Source organism: Rhizobium sp. 268, from assembly GCF_036571585.1.
In the GTDB taxonomy this organism is placed as follows: Bacteria; Pseudomonadota; Alphaproteobacteria; order Rhizobiales; family Rhizobiaceae; genus Rhizobium; species Rhizobium redzepovicii.
In genome coordinates this window covers 146,932-164,331 of record NZ_JAPPSO010000006.1, presented here as the reverse complement: position 1 = coordinate 164,331, position 17,400 = coordinate 146,932, and the positions used below count along the sequence as shown (strand labels likewise).

The window sequence follows — 17,400 nt, the reverse complement described above, 5'->3', positions numbered from 1 at the left end:
CCAAAAGGGTTCCGTTTTGGCCGTCGCGAATCGCCGTGTTTTTCAGCGTGGAGAACGCTGTTATCCGAGCGGATATCCCTCTTCGGGATCGGTGACTTCGCAGCCGTTGATAGACAGAGTGTAGCCGCTGTCATTGGACGCTTTTGAGACCGAAATGCGGTATTTGTCGCCGCCCTGTTCCACCTCTGCCGCAAAACCGTCCCATTCCGACGGGAGCGACGGCCGCACGTAGAGCCGGTCGCCCTTCAGCCGGATGCCGAGGATGCCCTCGACGGCGGCGCGGTAGAGCCAGCCGGCAGAGCCGGTATACCAGGTCCAGCCGCCGCGCGATGTATAGGGCTCATGACCATAAACGTCGGCCGCCACGACATAGGGTTCGACGCGGTATTGCTCCGCCGAAGCCTTGTCGAGCGCATGGGTGATCGGGTTGAGGATCTGGAAGCAGCGCAACGCGTCGTCGCCCCGCTTCAGTTCCGCCAGCGCCATCACCACCCAGGTAGCGGCATGGGTATATTGCCCGCCATTTTCGCGCACACCCGGCGGGTAGGCCTTGATATAGCCGGGATCCCTGGCGGAGTTGACGAAAGGCGGCGTGAACAGCCGGATGATGCGGGCATCCTCGTCGACCAGCTGGTCGAGCACGGCATCCATCGCCTTTACGGCGCGGGCCGGATCCCCCTCTCCCGACAGCACGCTCCATGACTGCGCAATCGAATCGATCCGGCATTCCGGGCTTTCCCTGGAGCCGAGCAGCGCGCCGTCGTCGAACGTGCCGCGGCGATAGTAGCCGCCGTCCCAGGCCGCGGTTTCGAGCGCCTTCTTCAGCTCGGTCAGATGCGCCGACCAGCGCTCTGTGCGGGCCGTGTCGCCGCGTTCTTCGGCATAGGGAATGAAGGAGCGCAAGGCGCCTGCCAGGAACCAGCCGAGCCAGACGCTGGTGCCGCGCCCGCCGATGCCGACGCGGTTCATGCCGTCGTTCCAGTCGCCGCCAAGGAACAGCGGCAGGCTGTTTGCTCCCTTGCGGGCGATGGCGAGATCGAGCGCCAGCGCCGCGTGCTCGTAGACGCTCGCCTTATCCTCGGAAATCTCCGGCCGGTAGAAGGAGTCGTGCTGGCCTTCGAGCAGAGCCGGTCCCTCCAGGAAGGCGATCTCCTCGTCGAGCACGCTCTTATCGCCGGTAACGGTGCAATAATGATGGATCGCGTAAGCGAGCCAGACGACATCGTCCGAAATCAATGTGCGCACGCCGGCACCCGTTCCCGGCAGCCACCAATGCTGCACGTCGCCTTCGCGGAATTGGCGCGAAGCGGCATTCAGGATCTGCCCGCGGGCAAGCGAGGGTTCGTGCAGCACGAAGGCCAGCGTGTCCTGCAGCTGATCGCGGAAGCCGAAGGCGCCGCTTGCCTGGTAGAAGGCGGTGCGGGCCATGATCCGGCAGCCGAGGCTCTGATAGGGCAGCCAGGTGTTGACGAGATTGTTCATCCCGCGATCCGGCGTCGATATCTGCAGCCTGCCGGTAAAATCCCGCCAGAAGGCCCGGTTCGTCTCGACGGCATCGTCGAACGAAACTTTGCGGATATCGGCGATGATGCTGCGCGCTTCGTCCTCCGTCGGGGTATCGCCAAGGAAGAAAGTAAAGTCGCGCTCCTCGCCGGCGGCAAGCTGGACGTCGATCGCAAGGGCTGCGGCCGGATCGCCGTCGAGGTCGGCCGTGCCGGAAAGCGAGGCGGCAGAGATCACGGCCTGCGGCGCTTGGATCGTTCCCGCCTTGCCGACGAATTCGCGACGGCTTGCCGAGAAGCTCGAAAGCGCCTCGCTCGCCGCGAAGAAGGCGGTGCGGTTGGAATAATCGATGCTGTAGGGATTGCTGGCAAACAGCGCCCCCGTCTCCTCGTCGTGTTTCGACAGGATGAAGGGCGCGGTGCGTGCCGCATTGCTGCCGAGGATCCACTCGACGTAACCGTAGAGACGCAGCCTGCGGCTGGTCGAACCGGTGTTGCGCAGGCGCAGGCGCTGCAGTTTCACCGGCCTTTCGCGGTCGATCGTCTGCGTCAGCTCCAGCGCGATATCGTGCTGAACGCTGGAGAAAACGGAATAGCCGAGCCCGTGGCGGGCTTCGAAACGGATGTCCGGCCGGCGGGAAAGTGCTGCGAACGGTGTCATGACCGCACCGCTGTCGAGATCGGCGAGATAGAACGCCTCGCCCGACCGGTTGATCACCGCATCGTTCGACCAGGAGGTCAGCTGATAGTCGCGCGAATTGGCGCTCCAGGTGAAGCCCGCGCCCTCGGCCGAGACGTGGAAGCCGAACCTGTCATTGGAGATAACATTGATCCAGGGCTGCGGCGTCGCGTGGCCTCCGGGCAGGCGAACGATATATTCGCGTCCGTCACGGGCAAAGCCGCCGATGCCGTTCCAGAAGTCGAGATCGCCCTCTTCCTCGATGACGACGGCGGGCACGGCGGGTGGCGGCACCGGCGCGACGCGCTTGACCGGGACCTTGTTGCGCTCGGCCCGTTCCATCTCCTGCAGCTCCTCCTTGGAGGGGGCAAACAGGGCGACGGCGCGGTTGATCTGGTCGACCACCTTGCCGTTCTTCGTATGCAGCGTGACGCGGGAAGCCGCGATCAGCGCGTGATAGGTGCTCTCCTCCATCAGGTCCTTGCGAACCGCAAAGATATGTTGGCGCAAGCCGTCGGCTTGGCCCATTCGGCGCACGTTTTCGCACATGGCGTCGAGCGCATGCTGCATGTCCTGCGCATAGGAAGAGGCGCGTTCGTTCATGATGACGAGATCGGCGGTGACGCCGCGCGAGCGCAGATATTCCTGCGCCAGCAGCGCCTCGCGGGCGATTTCGAGATCCATGTCGTCGTTGATGCGCAGCGTGAAGATCGGGAAGTCGCCGGAGATCGCCAGCGGCCACAGCGCCGATTGCGACTGCAGGCCGGCCTCGACGGTCGCTTCATCCTTGCGCAGCTGCATGTCGGGATAGACGAGGTAGCGGCCGAGATGCTGGAAGGCCGCCGCCTGCTGCGAGGTGACGCCGACGTGACGCATCTGCACCTGCGTGCGCGTCCAGGCCTGGACCAGTTCGTGGGTGAAGGCGTCGGGATGACGGTAGCGATTGACCGCCTTGTCCACTTCGTCGCGGCTCGGCGCTGCGATCGTCCAGAAGATGACACTGACTTTCTTGCCGGCCGGCACGCGGACGGTGCGGCGCAGCGACATCACCGCATCGAGCATGAAGCCGTCGCTGCCGGAAAGCGTCGCCCCCGGATCGAAGGCCGCCGCATTGGCAAGACTGCGGCCGCGGCCGATAAACTTGCGGCGGTCGGTCTCGAATTCCGTATGGCGGGTGTCGCCGGCATTGTCGACGATCAGATGGGCGATGCTGATGTTCGGCTCGTTCGGATCGCGCTTGTTGCGTTCGGCGCGGATGACGTCGCCGCGCTTGCCGATCTCGGTCTTGACGAACATGCGGGCGAACGCCGGATGCGCATTGTCGGTATCGTCGGAGGTGATCACCGGTTCGAGATAGGAGGTGACTTCGATGAAACGGTCTTCCGTACCCATGTTGAGCAGGGTGACGCGGCGGGCCTCGGCATCATGCTCGGTCGCGATGATGCATTCCACCTCGCTCGTCAGGTCGCCGACCGTCTTGGTGAACTGCGCCTTCTCGTCGGCGAATTCGACCTTGATCGCTTCGCCTTCGACACCCTTCGGCTCCGATGTCGTCGACCACCATTCGTTCGTGGCGGTATCGCGCAGGAAGATGAAGCTGCCCCAGCGGTCTTCGGTCGGATCGGCTTTCCAACGGGAAACGGAAAGGCCGTTCCAGCGGGAATAACCGGCGCCTGTCGCCGTCAACATCAGCGAATAATGGCCGTTCGACAGGAATACGAGTTCGCGGTCGCGTGACGCCGGATCGCTGATCTTCCTGATCTCCGGCCGCAGCAGATCCTCCTGGATGCTGGCCGGTGTGTCGGATTCATGCTTGCCGCTCATCACCGGAATGTCGCGCGGCGCCTTTTCCTGCAGCAGAAGCTCCGCCGCCTCGATGACCGGATCGGCGTGGAAGAGTTCGCGCAGATGGCCGTTGAAGGCGACGTTGGCGACGGCTGCGATCGACATGCCGTGATGGTGGGCATAATAATTATAGACCACGGCGCATTTCTTGCCTTCCGGCACGCGCGTCGGCGTAAAGTCGACGGCATCGTGGAAGCCGAATTTGCCGAGCGCACCGACCTTGCGCAGCCTCTGCAGATTTTCGAGCGCGCCCGGCGGGTCGTACTGGCTGGCGAGCAGCGAGGCGTAGGGCGCTATGACGGCATTGTGGCCGAGGCCACGCTTCAGGCCGAGTGTCGGGACGCCGAAATTCGTGTACTGATAGTTGAGGTTATGGTCGCGGGCATTGAAGGCCGCTTCCGAAATGCCCCACGGAATGCCGAGCTTGCGGGCGTAATTCATCTGTTCGACGACGACCAGATTGTTGGTCTGGTTGAGAATGCCTCCGCCGCGCTCCTGCATGACGAGCGGCGGCATCAGATATTCGAACATCGAGCCGGACCAGGAGACCAGCGCGCCGCGCGACCCCACAGGCACGACCTGGCGGCCGAGACGGTACCAGTGCTCCGTCGGCAGATCGCCCTTGGCGATGCCGAACAGGCTGGTCAGGCGGCATTCCGAGGCGAGAAGGTCGTAGCAAGCCTGGTCGAGTTCACCGCTTTCGACGCGGTAGCCGATCGACAACAGGCGCCGCTCCGGCCGGAACAGGAAGCCGAAATCCATTGAGAAAGCCAGATCGCGGGCCTTGTCGCGCAACGCCACCAAGCGCGGCCTCAACGCATCGACCTTGGAAAGGTCGAAAGTGCTGTCTGAAATATGCGCCTCGCAGACCTTCACCAGGGATGCCGCCCATTGGGTGACCTCTTCGCTCTGTTTCGACTTGACCTCATGGTCGAGATTGGCGGCGAGCTTCTCGATATCGCGGGCGAGAACGGCGAGGTTGATGATGCGGATCGAGGCGAATTCATGCTCGCGCTTGACGGCGGCAAGCGCGTTCTGGAAACCGACGATGCGCTCTTCCAGGCGCCGGCGCAGCGGCCGCACGGTCTTGCGGTCATCCGGCAGGTCCGCCAGCACTTCGCCGAGAATGCCGGCCGTGTCGCCGACGCCGTCGAGATTGCCCTGCATATGGGCGGAGGGCGCCTCGGCCCAGTTGCGGCAGGCCGACGAAATGGCGATCAGATGACCGGCGAGATTGCCGCTGTCGACGGCCGAGACATAACGCGGCCCGAGCGTCTGCAGCGTATCGGTGTGATACCAGTTGAACAGATGGCCGCGGAATTTCTCCATTCTGTCGATCGTCGAAATCGTCTGCTCCAGCCGATCGAGCGTCTCCTCGAAGGAGAACCAACCGAATTGCCGGCCGGAGACGACGGAGAGCAAATAGACGCCGATATTGGTTGGCGAGGTGCGCGCCGCGACGATCACATGCGGCGTTTCCTGGATATTGTCAGGCGGCAGATAGTTCTGCTCGGCGGTGGTGAAGGTCTCGAAATAACGCCAGGTGCGCCGGGCGATCTTGCGCAGTTCGCTCGACACCGAATCGGCGACCTCGAGCCGGTCCTCGGTCTCCGCCGACTGGCTGACATACCAGGCGACAACAGGCGACAGGATCCACAACAGCGCGAAGGGTATGCCGACGACGAAGGCGTTGTCGCCGGGCAGGGCGGCAAAACCAAGGGCCAGCAGCGCCAGCACCGGCGCATGCCACATCGCCTTGTAGTAGGAAATCAGCGTCCCCTGGCCGCCGGCCTGAACGCTGGCGGCGGTCCGCCATTGCAGCATCAGCTTGCGGCTGACGAACAGACGGTAGAGCGACCGGCCGATCGCATCGGCCATCATGGCGGCGGAATCGGCGATGAAGACGATCCGCAGAGCAACCTGGGCATTGGCGGCCGTGATATCGGACCAGACGGTATAGAGATGGGCGCGGGCGACGATATCGCTGGTGCGCGGAATGATACCGTTGATCAGCGACAGCGTCGGCGCGACGAAGAGGCAGAAGATCAGCAGAATCTGCCAGATAAGCGCGCCGAGCGGGCCCATAAAATACCAGCCGAGCACGGAGGCGAAGAACCAGGCGATCGGCGTCAGCGAGCGGCGCAGATTGTCGAACATCTTCCAGCGGCCGAGTGCTGTGACGCCGTATTTCGGATTGAACATATAAGGCAGCAGCTGCCAGTCGCCGCGCGCCCAGCGATGCTGGCGCGAGGTTTCGACCTCGTATCGGATCGGGAAATCCTCCACCAGTTCGAGATCGGTGACCAGCGCGCAGCGCGCCATCGAGCCTTCGAGAAGATCGTGGCTGAGCACGGAGTTTTCGTCGATCCGGCCCTTCAGCGAGGCTTCGAAGGCATCGACATGATAGAGGCCCTTGCCGGTGAAGGTGCCTTCGCCGGCGAGATCCTGATAGACGTCGGACACGGTGAAGACGTAAGGGTCGAGGCCGCGATTGATCGAAAAGACGCGCTGGAAGACCGACGCGTCCTTGCCCGTCGTCAGCGACGGGGTCACGCGCGGCTGCAGCACGCCGTAGCCGCTTTCGACACGGCCGGTTTTCGGGTTGATGACCGGGCGGTTGATCGGATGATAGAGCTTGCCGACGAGCTTGGTGACGGCATCGCGCATCAGGCGCGTATCGGCATCGAGCGTCATGACATATTGCACATTGGCCGGCACGGTGTTGGCGCCCGGCAGATAGGTCGTGTCGCGGTCGCCGCGCAGCAGCATGTTCAGCTCGTGCAGCTTGCCGCGTTTACGTTCCCAGCCCATCCACACACCTTCGGACGGATTGTACAGGCGGCGGCGATGCAGCAGATAGAAACGCGTCTTGCCATCATAGGCATAACGGGCGGAAAGATTGGCGATCTCGCGCCTGGCATAATCGAGAACCTCGAGATCGGCGGGCGTTTCCTCAGCCTCGCTGTCCGGCCAATCGCTGAGCAGCGCGAAATAGAGTTCGCCGCGCGGATTGGCGAGATAATGCACTTCGAGATTGCGCACGTGATCGTCAACGCTGTCGCGGTTCGAGATCAGGCAGGGAACGACGAGCAGTGTGCGGGCATCCTCCGGAATGCCTTCCTTGAACTCGTAGCCGACAAGGCGCGCGGGCGTCACGAAGAAGGAAAGCACGGTGTTGAAGAGGCCCGTCGCCCCCTCCGACGCGGGCAGTGAGAACATGATCAGCAGCAGGGCGATTTCGATCGGCCCCATGCCGGCATTGGCCATGAATCGGCCGACGACCGCCATGGCGATGATCGTCAAAAGCATGACGGGCACGGCAATTGCCAGCCAGTTGAACCGGCGCACCGCGCGCACGAAATGTTGGGTGACTGTCGGGCGATAGTTCGCCCGCGCCTCGAGCTTCGGCCGCTGGGCGCCGGACAGGAATCCGCCGACATTCGGTTCATGCGGCTGCGGCTCGTCGGAGGCCTTGGCGGCATCCGTCATGTCGAGCGCCAGCTGGGCAATTTCCATTTCCGTCAGCGGCGAGCGTTTGGCCAGCTTTTCGATCTGCTTGCGGTATTTATTGCGCGAGCCGGAATCGAGAATGCCGTAATCAGAATGCTCCCAGAGCAACTTGTCGACATGGCTGACCTGCTCGACCCAGACCGACCATTCGGCATCGTCGATCTCGCGAAGGCTGCGGATGATGTTGCCCATCGTCACGTTGCCGGAAGAGAGACGGCTGTGTTCGGCCGTCGTCGCCTCTTCGGTGTTGCGGCCAAGCTCTTCCAGCCGCTCGTCGAGCCAGGTGATCGCAAGGCTCGACGTCTGCGAGCCGTCACGCATGCGATAGAGGAACTGCGTCGAGAAGGTATTGTCCTCGGCAAGCGGTTCCAGCGTCTTCAGATAGGCGGCCGCCGCGGCCGGATCGGTCAGGCGCACCAATTCGTCGGCCGCCTCGTTGGCGCGGCGGCGCAGGCGGCGGCTGGCTTCGACACGGCTGGAAATGCGGCGAAGATTTTCCACGAGCACGTAACGCACAAGCGAAGGCAACGCCCACAGTTCGCCGATCCTCAGCGTCTCGCTGGCCTGAAAACCGTCGACCAGCGCCGTCAGGCTTTCCTGCGAGATCGTGCTGTGGGTGTGAGCGACATAGAGCCAGGCCAGCACGAGGGTGCGCGGCACCTCGACACCGCCAACCACCATAGTCGGCAATTCGCGATAGAAGCGGCGGGGGAAGTCGCGCCGCACCTCCTGGATCGCCTCTTCGACGATATAATGATTGTCCAGCAGCCATTCCGCCGCAGGTGTGATCGTCTCTCCTGCCTCTACGTCGGTCGCCGTAGTCCGGTAGACGCGCAGAATTTCCTTCTCGTTTTCCTTGTGACGCGCGAAGAAGTCGAAGGGAGCGAAAGCCGGCAGCCGGTCGACGCCGCCGCGGGCGACCGTATTGCCGATCGCCTTGATGTCCTCGATGGCAAGATAGGTCGAGCGGATCGAATCATTGTGATCGATCTGCTTCGTCTCGGGTTCGCGCGGAAGGCTCGGAGAAAGATTTGAAATAGACATGGGTTCGGTTCTGGATCCAAACGAAGTTATGGCTGTTTTGCTCAGCCTTTTGCACTGCTTATCATGACTGCTACATGAACGGAGCCCGTTTCTTCGAAGATCGATGAAGCCGGGATAAATGACGCTTGGGCCAAGCGATGCGAACGGGTTAAGCCCCGGTCCAGGGCGCGGCCCGACGGGTGATCAAGACCATCGATACCCTCTCCGCGAAAGCCATGTCGAAAATTGGACACTATCGGGATAATTCAAGTCAAGAGGCATGAGCGGCGCGCCCGGCGCGCTTGGGACGTGCATGAACGACACAATGCCCGCCCCGGTTCCGGTAATGCAAAAGCTCTTCGATTTTGGGAGAAGACGCGCGATCTCGGATGGCATCATCGGTTCGAAAACGCCGACATGCAGACAAAAGATCGGAAATGCGTCGCACGAGTAAGTTCGATGCGGCCGCTCGTGATGAAATGAAGACGTACAGAAGAAAAAAGGGGATCGGATACCGATCAACCAGGCGAAAACCGCCGCAACGCCGGCATTCGCCGGCGTCTAACATTCGCCGATCAGCCGACGACGCCGCAAACCATGGCCACGACGAACAGGAATGCCGCGGTGAAAATGGCTCCATGGAGCATCGTTTGAAGCCTATGGCGTGTGGTCAGCGGCTTCTTGGTCTCTACGGAACCGTATTGGTTCACGTGAGCATGCGAAATACCCAGATCTGCCATATGTCGCCTCCGTTGTTTTTAAGCGGCCGGTTGTGCGGCTCGCGTTGATATTCTTATATTCTCTATCAAGTAGGTAGAGATAAATTTCCGTCCAGAGCGAACGAAAGAGAAAATTCAACCAGCCCTTTCAGCAGCCTGTCTTTTTAGCAGTCCGCATTTTAGCAGACTGTGCGCCATGCCCAGATCCACGGACGCTCGACGCTGTCCTCGGTCTGAGACGGGTTGGCGGGGATCTCGATCAGCCGACGATCCTTTTCCGCAGGAATGGAGGCCGAAACCTGTTCCCGGCGATCGGCTTTCACGGGAGGATCGAGGTAGCCCATGGTCATCCCACCGAGAAAGAACATGCCTCAACCTCCATCGATCACGAAAGCTAACAATCGTTAACAGGATCATGACAGAAGCGGGGCAGCTGTCAATAGTCTAGTTGAATGGTCGTCTTTTAGGAAAATCTTATCCTTAACGCCGCCGCTGGTCTTTTCTTTTCAACGCGCTGAAAAGATTGGCTTTCAGGCTTTGACGAACCCCTTGCTGGCGATCATCAAATTTCTCGTGTAGTCCTCATGAACCGCACCCTCCGCCAGTTCCCGGGAGCTCAGCCGCTCGACGACGGCGCCGTTGCGCATCACCGCCAGCCTTTCGCACATATGGGTGACGACGCCGAGATCATGGCTCACCATCACGAAGGTGAGCTTGCGGTCGCGCCGGATCTGCTCCAGCAGGTTCAGCACCTCGGCCTGCACCGAGGCGTCGAGCGCCGAGGTCGGCTCGTCGAGCAGCAGGATCGACGGCTCGACGATCAATGCCCGGGCGATCGCCACGCGCTGCCGCTGGCCACCCGAGAGCTGGTGCGGATAGCGGAAACGGAAACCATTGCCGAGGCCGACCTCGTCGAGGGCGCGTTCGATGCGCCTCTCGCTGTCGTCAATATCATGGATTGCCAGCGGCTCGAGCAGAAGCCGGTCGATGGTCTGGCGCGGATGCAGCGAACCATAGGGATCCTGAAAGACCATCTGCACGCGGCGATAGAAGGTTTTACTGCGCTTCGAACCCCTCAGCGCTTCGCCATCGATGCGGATCGCCCCGCTGCTGATCGGCGCAAGGCCGGCGACAGCGCGCAGCAAGGTCGATTTTCCCGAACCGGATTCACCGACGAGGCCAAAGGATTCGCCGCGTTCGACCGCAAGGCTGACATCCTTCAGCGCATGAAATTCATCGTAGACGACGCTGAGATTGTCGATCTCCAGAGCTGCGATCATGCCGCCCACTCCGGCCTGCGGTCGAGCACCGGCAGCGGATGACGGTTCGAGCCGATCTCGGGCATGCAGTTCAGCAGTCCTTGCGTATAGGGATGCTGCGCATGTTTGAGATCGGCGGCCGCGAGCTCCTCGACGATCTTTCCGGCATACATGACGATCACCCGGTCGCAGAAGGAGGAAACCAGCCTGAGATCATGGGAAACAAAGATCAGCCCCATGCCGCGCTCCGCCACCAGCCTGTCCATGATTCTGAGCACATCGAGCTGCACCGTCACGTCCAGCGCCGAGGTCGGCTCGTCGGCAATCAGCAGTTCGGGCCCGGCAATCAGCATCATGGCGATCATCGCCCGCTGCCCCATGCCGCCCGAAACCTCGTGCGGATGCAGGTCGAAGACCCGTTTCGGGTCGCGGATCTGCACCGCTTCCAGCATGGCGAGCGCCCGCTCGCGCGCCTCCGCCTTGCCGACTTTTTCATGCGTGCGCAAGGTTTCGCAGATCTGCCGCCCGATCGACATGACCGGGTCGAGCGAATATTTCGGATCCTGCAGGATCATGGCGATGCGCTTGCCGCGCAGCCTGCGCCTTTCGCCGGTGGAGGCTTTGATGAGGTCGATGCCGTTGAAGTCTAGCCTGTCGGCGGTGACAACGCCGTGTTTCGGCGTCAGGCCCATGATCGCCCGGCCGGTCTGCGACTTGCCGGAGCCTGATTCGCCGACGATGCCGAGCCTTTCCTTGCCGAGCGTGAAGGAGACGCCGCGCACGGCCTCGATCACCCCGGTGCGCGTGGGATAGCTGACCTTGAGATTGTCGACCGTCAGAAGTGTCGTCACTGGCCGGCCTCCTTCGGATCGAGCGCGTCGCGCAGGCCGTCGCCGAGCAGATTGAAACCGAGGCTGACGATGAGGATGGCGATGCCGGGCATGGCTGCGACCCACCATTGATCGAGAATGAAACGCCGTCCCGAGGCGATCATCGCCCCCCATTCCGGCAGCGGCGGCTGCGCCCCGAGGCCAAGGAAGCCGAGACCGGCCGCCGTCAGGATGATGCCCGCCATGTCGAGCGTCACGCGCACGATCAGCGAGGAAATGCAGAGCGGCATGACATGGCGCAGGATGATGCGGAACGGCGAGGCGCCCATCAGCTTCACCGCCGAGATATAGTCGGAGCGCCGGACTGTCAGCGTCTCGGCGCGGGCGATGCGGGCATAGGGCGGCCAGGATGTGATGGCGATGGCGATGATCGCGTTCTGAATGCCAGGGCCGAGCGCGGCGACGAAGGCGAGCGCCAGCACCAGCTTCGGAAAGGCGAGAAAAATATCGGTGATGCGCATCAGCGTCGCATCGACCCAGCCTCCGGCATATCCGGAAACCGTGCCGACGATCAGGCCGATCGGCGCCGAGATAACGGCGACGAGCACGATGACGAGCAGCGTCAAACGCGATCCGTAGATCAGCCTCGAAAAGATATCGCGGCCCTGGTCGTCGGTGCCGAGCAGGTATTCAGCCGTTCCCGGCGGCAGCAGCCGTGCATTGCGCAGATCGCCGACGACGGGATCATGCGTGGCGATGAGATTGGCGAAGGCGGCGACGAAAAGCAGCGCGACGATGATCAGCAGGCCGACGACGGCAAGCCGGTTGGCCGTGAACTGCCGCCAGGTGACGTAGGCGCGGCCAAGACGCGCCTGCAGACGCGATTGCGGCCGGTCGGACAACAACCATTCGCGGCGGCTCATCGCAGGAGATGGGCTGGCGGGAGCGGTCATCGGTTTCGCGTCCTCGGGTCGAGCGTCCGGTAGAGAAGATCGGACAGAAGGTTGATGCCGATGAAAACAGTGCCGATGACGATGGTGCCGCCGAGCACGGCGTTCATATCGGCGTTCTGCAGTGAATTGGTGATGTAAAGCCCGATGCCGGGCCAGGAGAAGACGGTCTCGGTCAGCACCGATCCTTCGAGCAGGCCGGCATAGGAAAGCGCGATGACGGTGACCAGCGGCACGGCGGCATTGCGCAGCGCGTGGCCCCAGATCACCCGCGTTTCCGAAAGCCCTTTGGCGCGCGCGGCGACGATATATTCCTGGGAAAGCTCGTTCAGCATGAAGCTGCGCGTCATGCGGCTGATATAGGCGAGCGAGAAATAGCCGAGCAGCGATGCAGGCAGGATGATGTGGCGAAAGACGTCGTAGAAGACGTCCCATTGACCCTGCCAGGCACTATCTAGCAGATACAGGCCCGTGATCGGCGTGAACGTATATTCGAAAACGATGTCGATGCGGCCGGGAAATGCCACCCAGCGCAGCTGCGCATAGAAGATGACGAGCGAAATCAGCGCCAGCCAGAAGATCGGCACCGAATAACCGACGAGGCCGACGACGCGCACCACCTGGTCGGCGATGCTGCCGCGGCGCACGGCGGCGAGAACGCCGAGCGGCACGCCGACGAAAGCGCCGATCAGCGTTCCGAGCGTCGCAAGCTCGATGGTTGCCGGCAGGACGCGGCGGATATCGACCATGACGGGATTGGTCGTCAGCACCGAATTGCCGAAATCACCGGACAGGATACCTTTGATATAGATGAAGAACTGCTGATAGAGCGGCAGGTTGAAGCCCATTTCCTGGCGCACCCGCTCGACGACGTGGCTGGGCGCGCGGTCACCGAGAATGGCGAGCACGGGATCGATCGGCACGACGCGGCCGATGAAGAAGGTGACGGCCAGGAGGCCGAGATAGGTGGTGACGGCGGCAAACAGGAACCGCCCGGCAGCCTTTGTAAAGGCCCCTGCACGGCCCTTGCGGGGCCGCGCCTCCTGTGTTGTTTCGACGGTGCTCAAGCGATCGATCCTGCCGGACTATTCCTTGGCGATCGGACCGACGAAATTGGTGTCGAAGCTCGGACCCAGCTTGAAGTCCTTCAGGTTCTTGCGGTAGCCGGCCACTTCGGTCTGCTGGAAGATGAAGACGAAGGGGCTATTGGCCAGATATTTCTTCTGGATATCCTGATATATGGCGGCGCGCTTGGCGGCATCGCGTTCCAGCAGTGCGGCCTTCGCCTGTTTGTCGAGCTCCGGCGCTTCCCAGGCATTGCGCCATGCGAGCGTCTTCACCGTGCCGGCGTCGGAATTGTCGGGATTGCCGGTAAAGGTATCGGCATTGGAATTCGGGTCGAAATAATCCGAGCCCCACTGGCCGATATACATGTCGTGGGTGCGGGCGCGGTACTTGGTCAGCGTCTGCTTGCCGTCACCCGGGATGATTTCCATCTTCACGCCGGCCTGCGCCAGCGTCTGCTGCATGGATTCGGCGATCCCGGTCACCGGCTGCGTGTTGCGCACATCCATGGTGATCGAGAAACCATCGGGCACGCCGGCCTTGGCGAGCAGTTCCTTGGCCTTGGCGACATCGAGCTTGTAGGGATTTTCGTCGAGCGCGCCGAGCTGGCCCTTCGGCAGGAAGGTCTGGTGGATTTCGCCGATCCCCTTGATCAGCGTTGCGCCGATCGCATCATAGTCGACCAGGTATTTGAAGGCTTCCTGGACCTCGGGCTTCTTCAGGTTCTCGTTCTTGTTGTTGAGGCTGACATAATAGATCGTGCCCTTCGGCGCGCTCGTCGTCGCGAGATCGGCATTTTTGGAAACGGCGTCGATGTCGCCAGGCTCGAGGTTGCGGGCGATATCGATATCGCCGGCTTCGAGCGCCAAGCGCTGGGCAGCGCTTTCCTTCATATAGCGGTAGATGACGCGGTTGAGCTTTGCCTTGTCGCCGTAATAATTGTCGTTGCGTTCCAGAACGACCACTTCGTTGGCGCGCCATTCGCGCAGCTTGTAGGCCCCGGAGCCGGCATAGCCTGTTTTCAGCCATTCATTGCCGAAATCATTGTCGTATTTGTGCTCGGCATCGGGTGTCACCGCCTTCACATGCTCCATCACCAGCTTCTTGTCGACGACGGAGGCAACCGTTGCCGTCAAGCAGTTGAGCACGAAGCTCGGCGCATAGGCCTTGTCGACGGTGAAGACGAAGGTGCCGGCATCGGCCGCCTTGGCCTTTTCGGTGACGTTGTCGCCGGTCAGGCCGAACTGGGTGAGGATGAAGGCCGGGCTCTTGTCGAGCTTGACGGCGCGCTCGAACGACCACGCGACGTCCTCGGCGGTGATCGGGTTGCCGGAAGCGAATTTCATGCCGGATTTAAGCTTGAACGCATAGGTCAGACCGTCATCGGAAACGCTCCAGCTCTCGGCCAGATCACCCTTCACCTTGGACGTGTCCTCCATGTCGAGACGGACGAGCAGGCTGTAGCTGTTGCTGGTGACTTCGGCGGTCGAAAGCTCGAACGCCTCGCCGGGATCCATCGTGATGATGTCGTCGATGGCAAAGCCCTCGACCAGCGTATCCTTGGGTGTCTCGGCGAAGGCGGCGGGTGCTGTCATCATCAGCAGCGAAAGAGCAGCCCCCGTGGAAAGCATGCGGAAATTGCGGCTAAGCTTGGTCATCATCATGGTCAGTTCCCCCTGTTTTGATTGATTACGAAGCGTTTTGTCGGTCCTGCTTCATTAAAACTATTGCCCATTCCTGGCGCGTCCAGAGGTGCGCAACGCTTTAGGCGTCGTCCTCCCGCCAGGCTTGTGCGAGGATGCGAAGCCAATTTTCACGGGCAAGTTTCGTGAGATCGGCCTCACCATAACCAACCTCCCTGAGAGCGGCAATCAGCTTCTGATTGCCGCTGGCATCGCCGATTTCCTCAGGAATTGTGGCCCCGTCGAAGTCCGATCCGAGGCCCACGCAATCGATGCCGATGCGGTTCACCAGATAGTCGATATGGCGGACCATGTCGGCAAGCGGTGTATCGCTATCCGAGCGGCCGTCGGGACGCAGCATGGCGGTGGCATAATTGATGCCGACGAGCCCGCGGCTTTCGCGGATCGCATCGAGCTGCCTGTCGGTCAGATTGCGCGCGACCGGCGTCAATGCGTGGGCATTGGAATGGCTGGAGACCAGCGGCTGGTCTGTCGTCTTCGCCACGTCCCAAAAGCCCTTTTCGGTGATATGGGCCAGGTCGACCACGATGCCGAGACGATTGCATTCCCTGACCAGCGCGAAGCCGGCATCGGTAAGACCGGGCGCCGTGTCCGGCGACATCGGGAAGGCGAAGGGCACGCCGTAACCGAAGACATTGTGCCGGCTCCAGACCGGCCCGAGCGACCGCAGCCCGGCTGCGTAGAACACCTCGAGCGCCGCAAGATCGGCGCCGATAGCCTCGCAGCCCTCCATATGCAGGACGGCGGCAAAAATATTGTCGGCCATGGCGCCGCGGATATCTTTTACCGTCCGGCAGAGCCGCCAGGCGCCGGCCTGGTCGAGCCGCAGCGCGATCGCGGCCATTTCAGTGGCAATGGCAAGGGAAGGGAGCGGATCGAGAGGGGCCGCCATCGGCGTGATATAACGGCCTTCGGCATCCGGATCGGCAAAGACCAGATCGCCGGAGGGAATATAGATGGCGCAAAGACCGCCTGAAAGGCCACCCTCCCTGGCCCGGCGCGCATCGATATGCCCGACCGTCGTGCCCTCTGCAAATTCCGCGATCGGATCGCTGCCGTCTTTTGAATGTGTCCAGAGTCGAAGGAGAACGTCGTTGTGGCCGTCAAATACGAATTGCATCTGTCTTCCTGCGCTGCCCGAGCGGGAAGACCAGAATAGAAAAGCTGACGGAATTCGCCACCTCTTTTTTATAAATCCGTTCTCGCGCTCTAAAAACGGAACGGGGGCCGAAGCCCCCGCGAAAACAATTCGGATCGCACTATCTGAGATCAGTGCTTGCGGCGCTTCTTTTGGCGGTAGACGTCGATGACCACAGCCGCGACGATGATCAGACCTTTGACGATCTCCTGGTAATAGGCGTCGATCCTAAGGAAGGTGAAACCTGATGTCATGACCCCGAGGATGATGGTGCCGATGACGGTGCCGGTGATGCGCCCGACGCCGCCGGTGAGCGAAGTGCCGCCGATGACGGTCGCGGCGATCGCATCGAGTTCATATCCGACGCCCATGCTGGCCTGCGCGGTTTCGGCGCGTGCCGCCGTGACGATGCCGGCCAAGCCGGCCAGCAATCCGGCGATCACATAGACCTTGACGAGATGCGCCTCGATGTTGATGCCGGAAACGCGTGCCGCCTGCGGGTTGGCGCCGATGGCATAGGTGAACTTGCCGTAACGGGTGTAGCGCAGCGCGATGTGAAAGATCAGCGCAACGACCAGGAAGACGACGACCGGCCACGCCTTGGTGCCGATGAAGTGAAACTGCTCGGTGATCCCGGAAACCGGCTGTCCCTTCGTATACCACTTCGCGACACCGCGGGCCGAAACGAACATGCCGAGCGTTGCAATGAACGGTGGGATTTTCGTGTAGGCGATGAGCGCGCCGTTGGCGAGACCGGCGGCCGCCCCGATCAGCAGCCCGATCATGATCGGCACGAAAGCCGGCAGGTCGGTCAGCGACGGAAAGACCGCCCGTCCCCAGGTCGACGATTGGGCGAAGCTCGTGGCGATCATCGCCGTCATGCCGACGACCGAGCCGGATGACAGGTCGATACCGCCGGTGATGATGACCTGGGTGACGCCGACGGCGATGATGCCGATGACGGAGACCTGCAGGATCATGATCGTCAGGCGCTGCGAATTCATCAGGAAGCTTTGGCCGATGAACATCCAGCCGAGCGCTTCATAGATGAGCGCGATGCCGACGAGCACGAGGAAAATGCTGAGCTCGGTCGGCAAACGCCGCCGCCGTTGCCGGGTTGCGAGCGGAGCCGCGCCCTCTGCTGCCTTGGTACTCATGTCAAACCTCCCTTGGGCGA

10 protein-coding genes are annotated in these 17,400 nt (G+C 61.9%); all 10 read right to left on the bottom strand.

Going from position 1 to position 17,400, the window contains the following annotated elements:
* Positions 1-60: 60 nt before the first annotated feature.
* On the bottom strand, positions 61-8,580 hold the full coding sequence (locus OS035_RS13755) for a GH36-type glycosyl hydrolase domain-containing protein (RefSeq protein ID WP_131710926.1): 8,520 nt from the start codon (positions 8,578-8,580) through the stop codon (positions 61-63).
* A gap of 554 nt (positions 8,581-9,134) precedes the next feature.
* Positions 9,135-9,299: a hypothetical protein gene (locus OS035_RS13750; RefSeq protein WP_165503891.1), complete on the bottom strand. Its 165-nt coding sequence runs from the start codon at positions 9,297-9,299 to the stop codon at positions 9,135-9,137.
* A 158-nt stretch (positions 9,300-9,457) separates the two neighbouring features.
* Entirely contained in the window at positions 9,458-9,646 is a 189-nt protein-coding gene (locus tag OS035_RS13745; RefSeq protein ID WP_097625030.1) for a hypothetical protein, read from the bottom strand.
* 162 nt (positions 9,647-9,808) lie between these two features.
* Complete coding sequence (locus OS035_RS13740; RefSeq protein WP_097625150.1) at positions 9,809-10,558, bottom strand: ABC transporter ATP-binding protein; 750 nt, start codon at positions 10,556-10,558, stop codon at positions 9,809-9,811.
* Positions 10,555-11,388 (bottom strand): ABC transporter ATP-binding protein, encoded by an 834-nt coding sequence (locus OS035_RS13735; RefSeq protein WP_097625031.1) that lies wholly within the window; start codon positions 11,386-11,388, stop codon positions 10,555-10,557. Before OS035_RS13735 ends, OS035_RS13740 begins: the two co-directional genes overlap by 4 nt.
* Positions 11,385-12,320, bottom strand: a complete 936-nt coding sequence (gene nikC / locus OS035_RS13730) for a nickel transporter permease (protein ID WP_097625032.1) — start codon at positions 12,318-12,320, stop codon at positions 11,385-11,387. The genes OS035_RS13735 and nikC overlap by 4 nt, the downstream gene beginning before the upstream one ends.
* Entirely contained in the window at positions 12,317-13,384 is a 1,068-nt protein-coding gene (locus OS035_RS13725; protein ID WP_097625033.1) for an ABC transporter permease, read from the bottom strand. Before OS035_RS13725 ends, nikC begins: the two co-directional genes overlap by 4 nt.
* Positions 13,385-13,402: 18 nt before the next feature.
* Positions 13,403-15,046, bottom strand: coding sequence for an ABC transporter substrate-binding protein (locus tag OS035_RS13720; RefSeq protein WP_331813804.1), 1,644 nt, complete (start codon positions 15,044-15,046; stop codon positions 13,403-13,405).
* Between the two features lie 100 nt (positions 15,047-15,146).
* The gene (locus OS035_RS13715) at positions 15,147-16,205 is read right to left on the bottom strand and encodes a dipeptidase (protein ID WP_097625035.1); all 1,059 of its coding nucleotides are present in this window, start codon (positions 16,203-16,205) and stop codon (positions 15,147-15,149) included.
* Positions 16,206-16,354: 149 nt separating this feature from the next.
* On the bottom strand, positions 16,355-17,380 hold the full coding sequence (locus tag OS035_RS13710; RefSeq protein ID WP_049733299.1) for an ABC transporter permease: 1,026 nt from the start codon (positions 17,378-17,380) through the stop codon (positions 16,355-16,357).
* Positions 17,381-17,400: the final 20 nt, after the last annotated feature.

What these genes read in the sequence shown, in the direction of transcription:
- OS035_RS13755 (WP_131710926.1), bottom strand. Translation starts at nt 8,580, where the DNA reads ATGTCTATTTCAAATCTTTCTCCGAGCCTTCCGCGCGAACCCGAGACG.
- OS035_RS13750 (WP_165503891.1), bottom strand. Translation starts at nt 9,299, where the DNA reads ATGGCAGATCTGGGTATTTCGCATGCTCACGTGAACCAATACGGTTCC.
- OS035_RS13745 (WP_097625030.1), bottom strand. Translation starts at nt 9,646, where the DNA reads ATGTTCTTTCTCGGTGGGATGACCATGGGCTACCTCGATCCTCCCGTG.
- OS035_RS13740 (WP_097625150.1), bottom strand. Translation starts at nt 10,558, where the DNA reads ATGATCGCAGCTCTGGAGATCGACAATCTCAGCGTCGTCTACGATGAA.
- nikC (WP_097625032.1), bottom strand. Translation starts at nt 12,320, where the DNA reads ATGACCGCTCCCGCCAGCCCATCTCCTGCGATGAGCCGCCGCGAATGG.
- OS035_RS13720 (WP_331813804.1), bottom strand. Translation starts at nt 15,046, where the DNA reads ATGATGATGACCAAGCTTAGCCGCAATTTCCGCATGCTTTCCACGGGG.
- OS035_RS13715 (WP_097625035.1), bottom strand. Translation starts at nt 16,205, where the DNA reads ATGCAATTCGTATTTGACGGCCACAACGACGTTCTCCTTCGACTCTGG.
- OS035_RS13710 (WP_049733299.1), bottom strand. Translation starts at nt 17,380, where the DNA reads ATGAGTACCAAGGCAGCAGAGGGCGCGGCTCCGCTCGCAACCCGGCAA.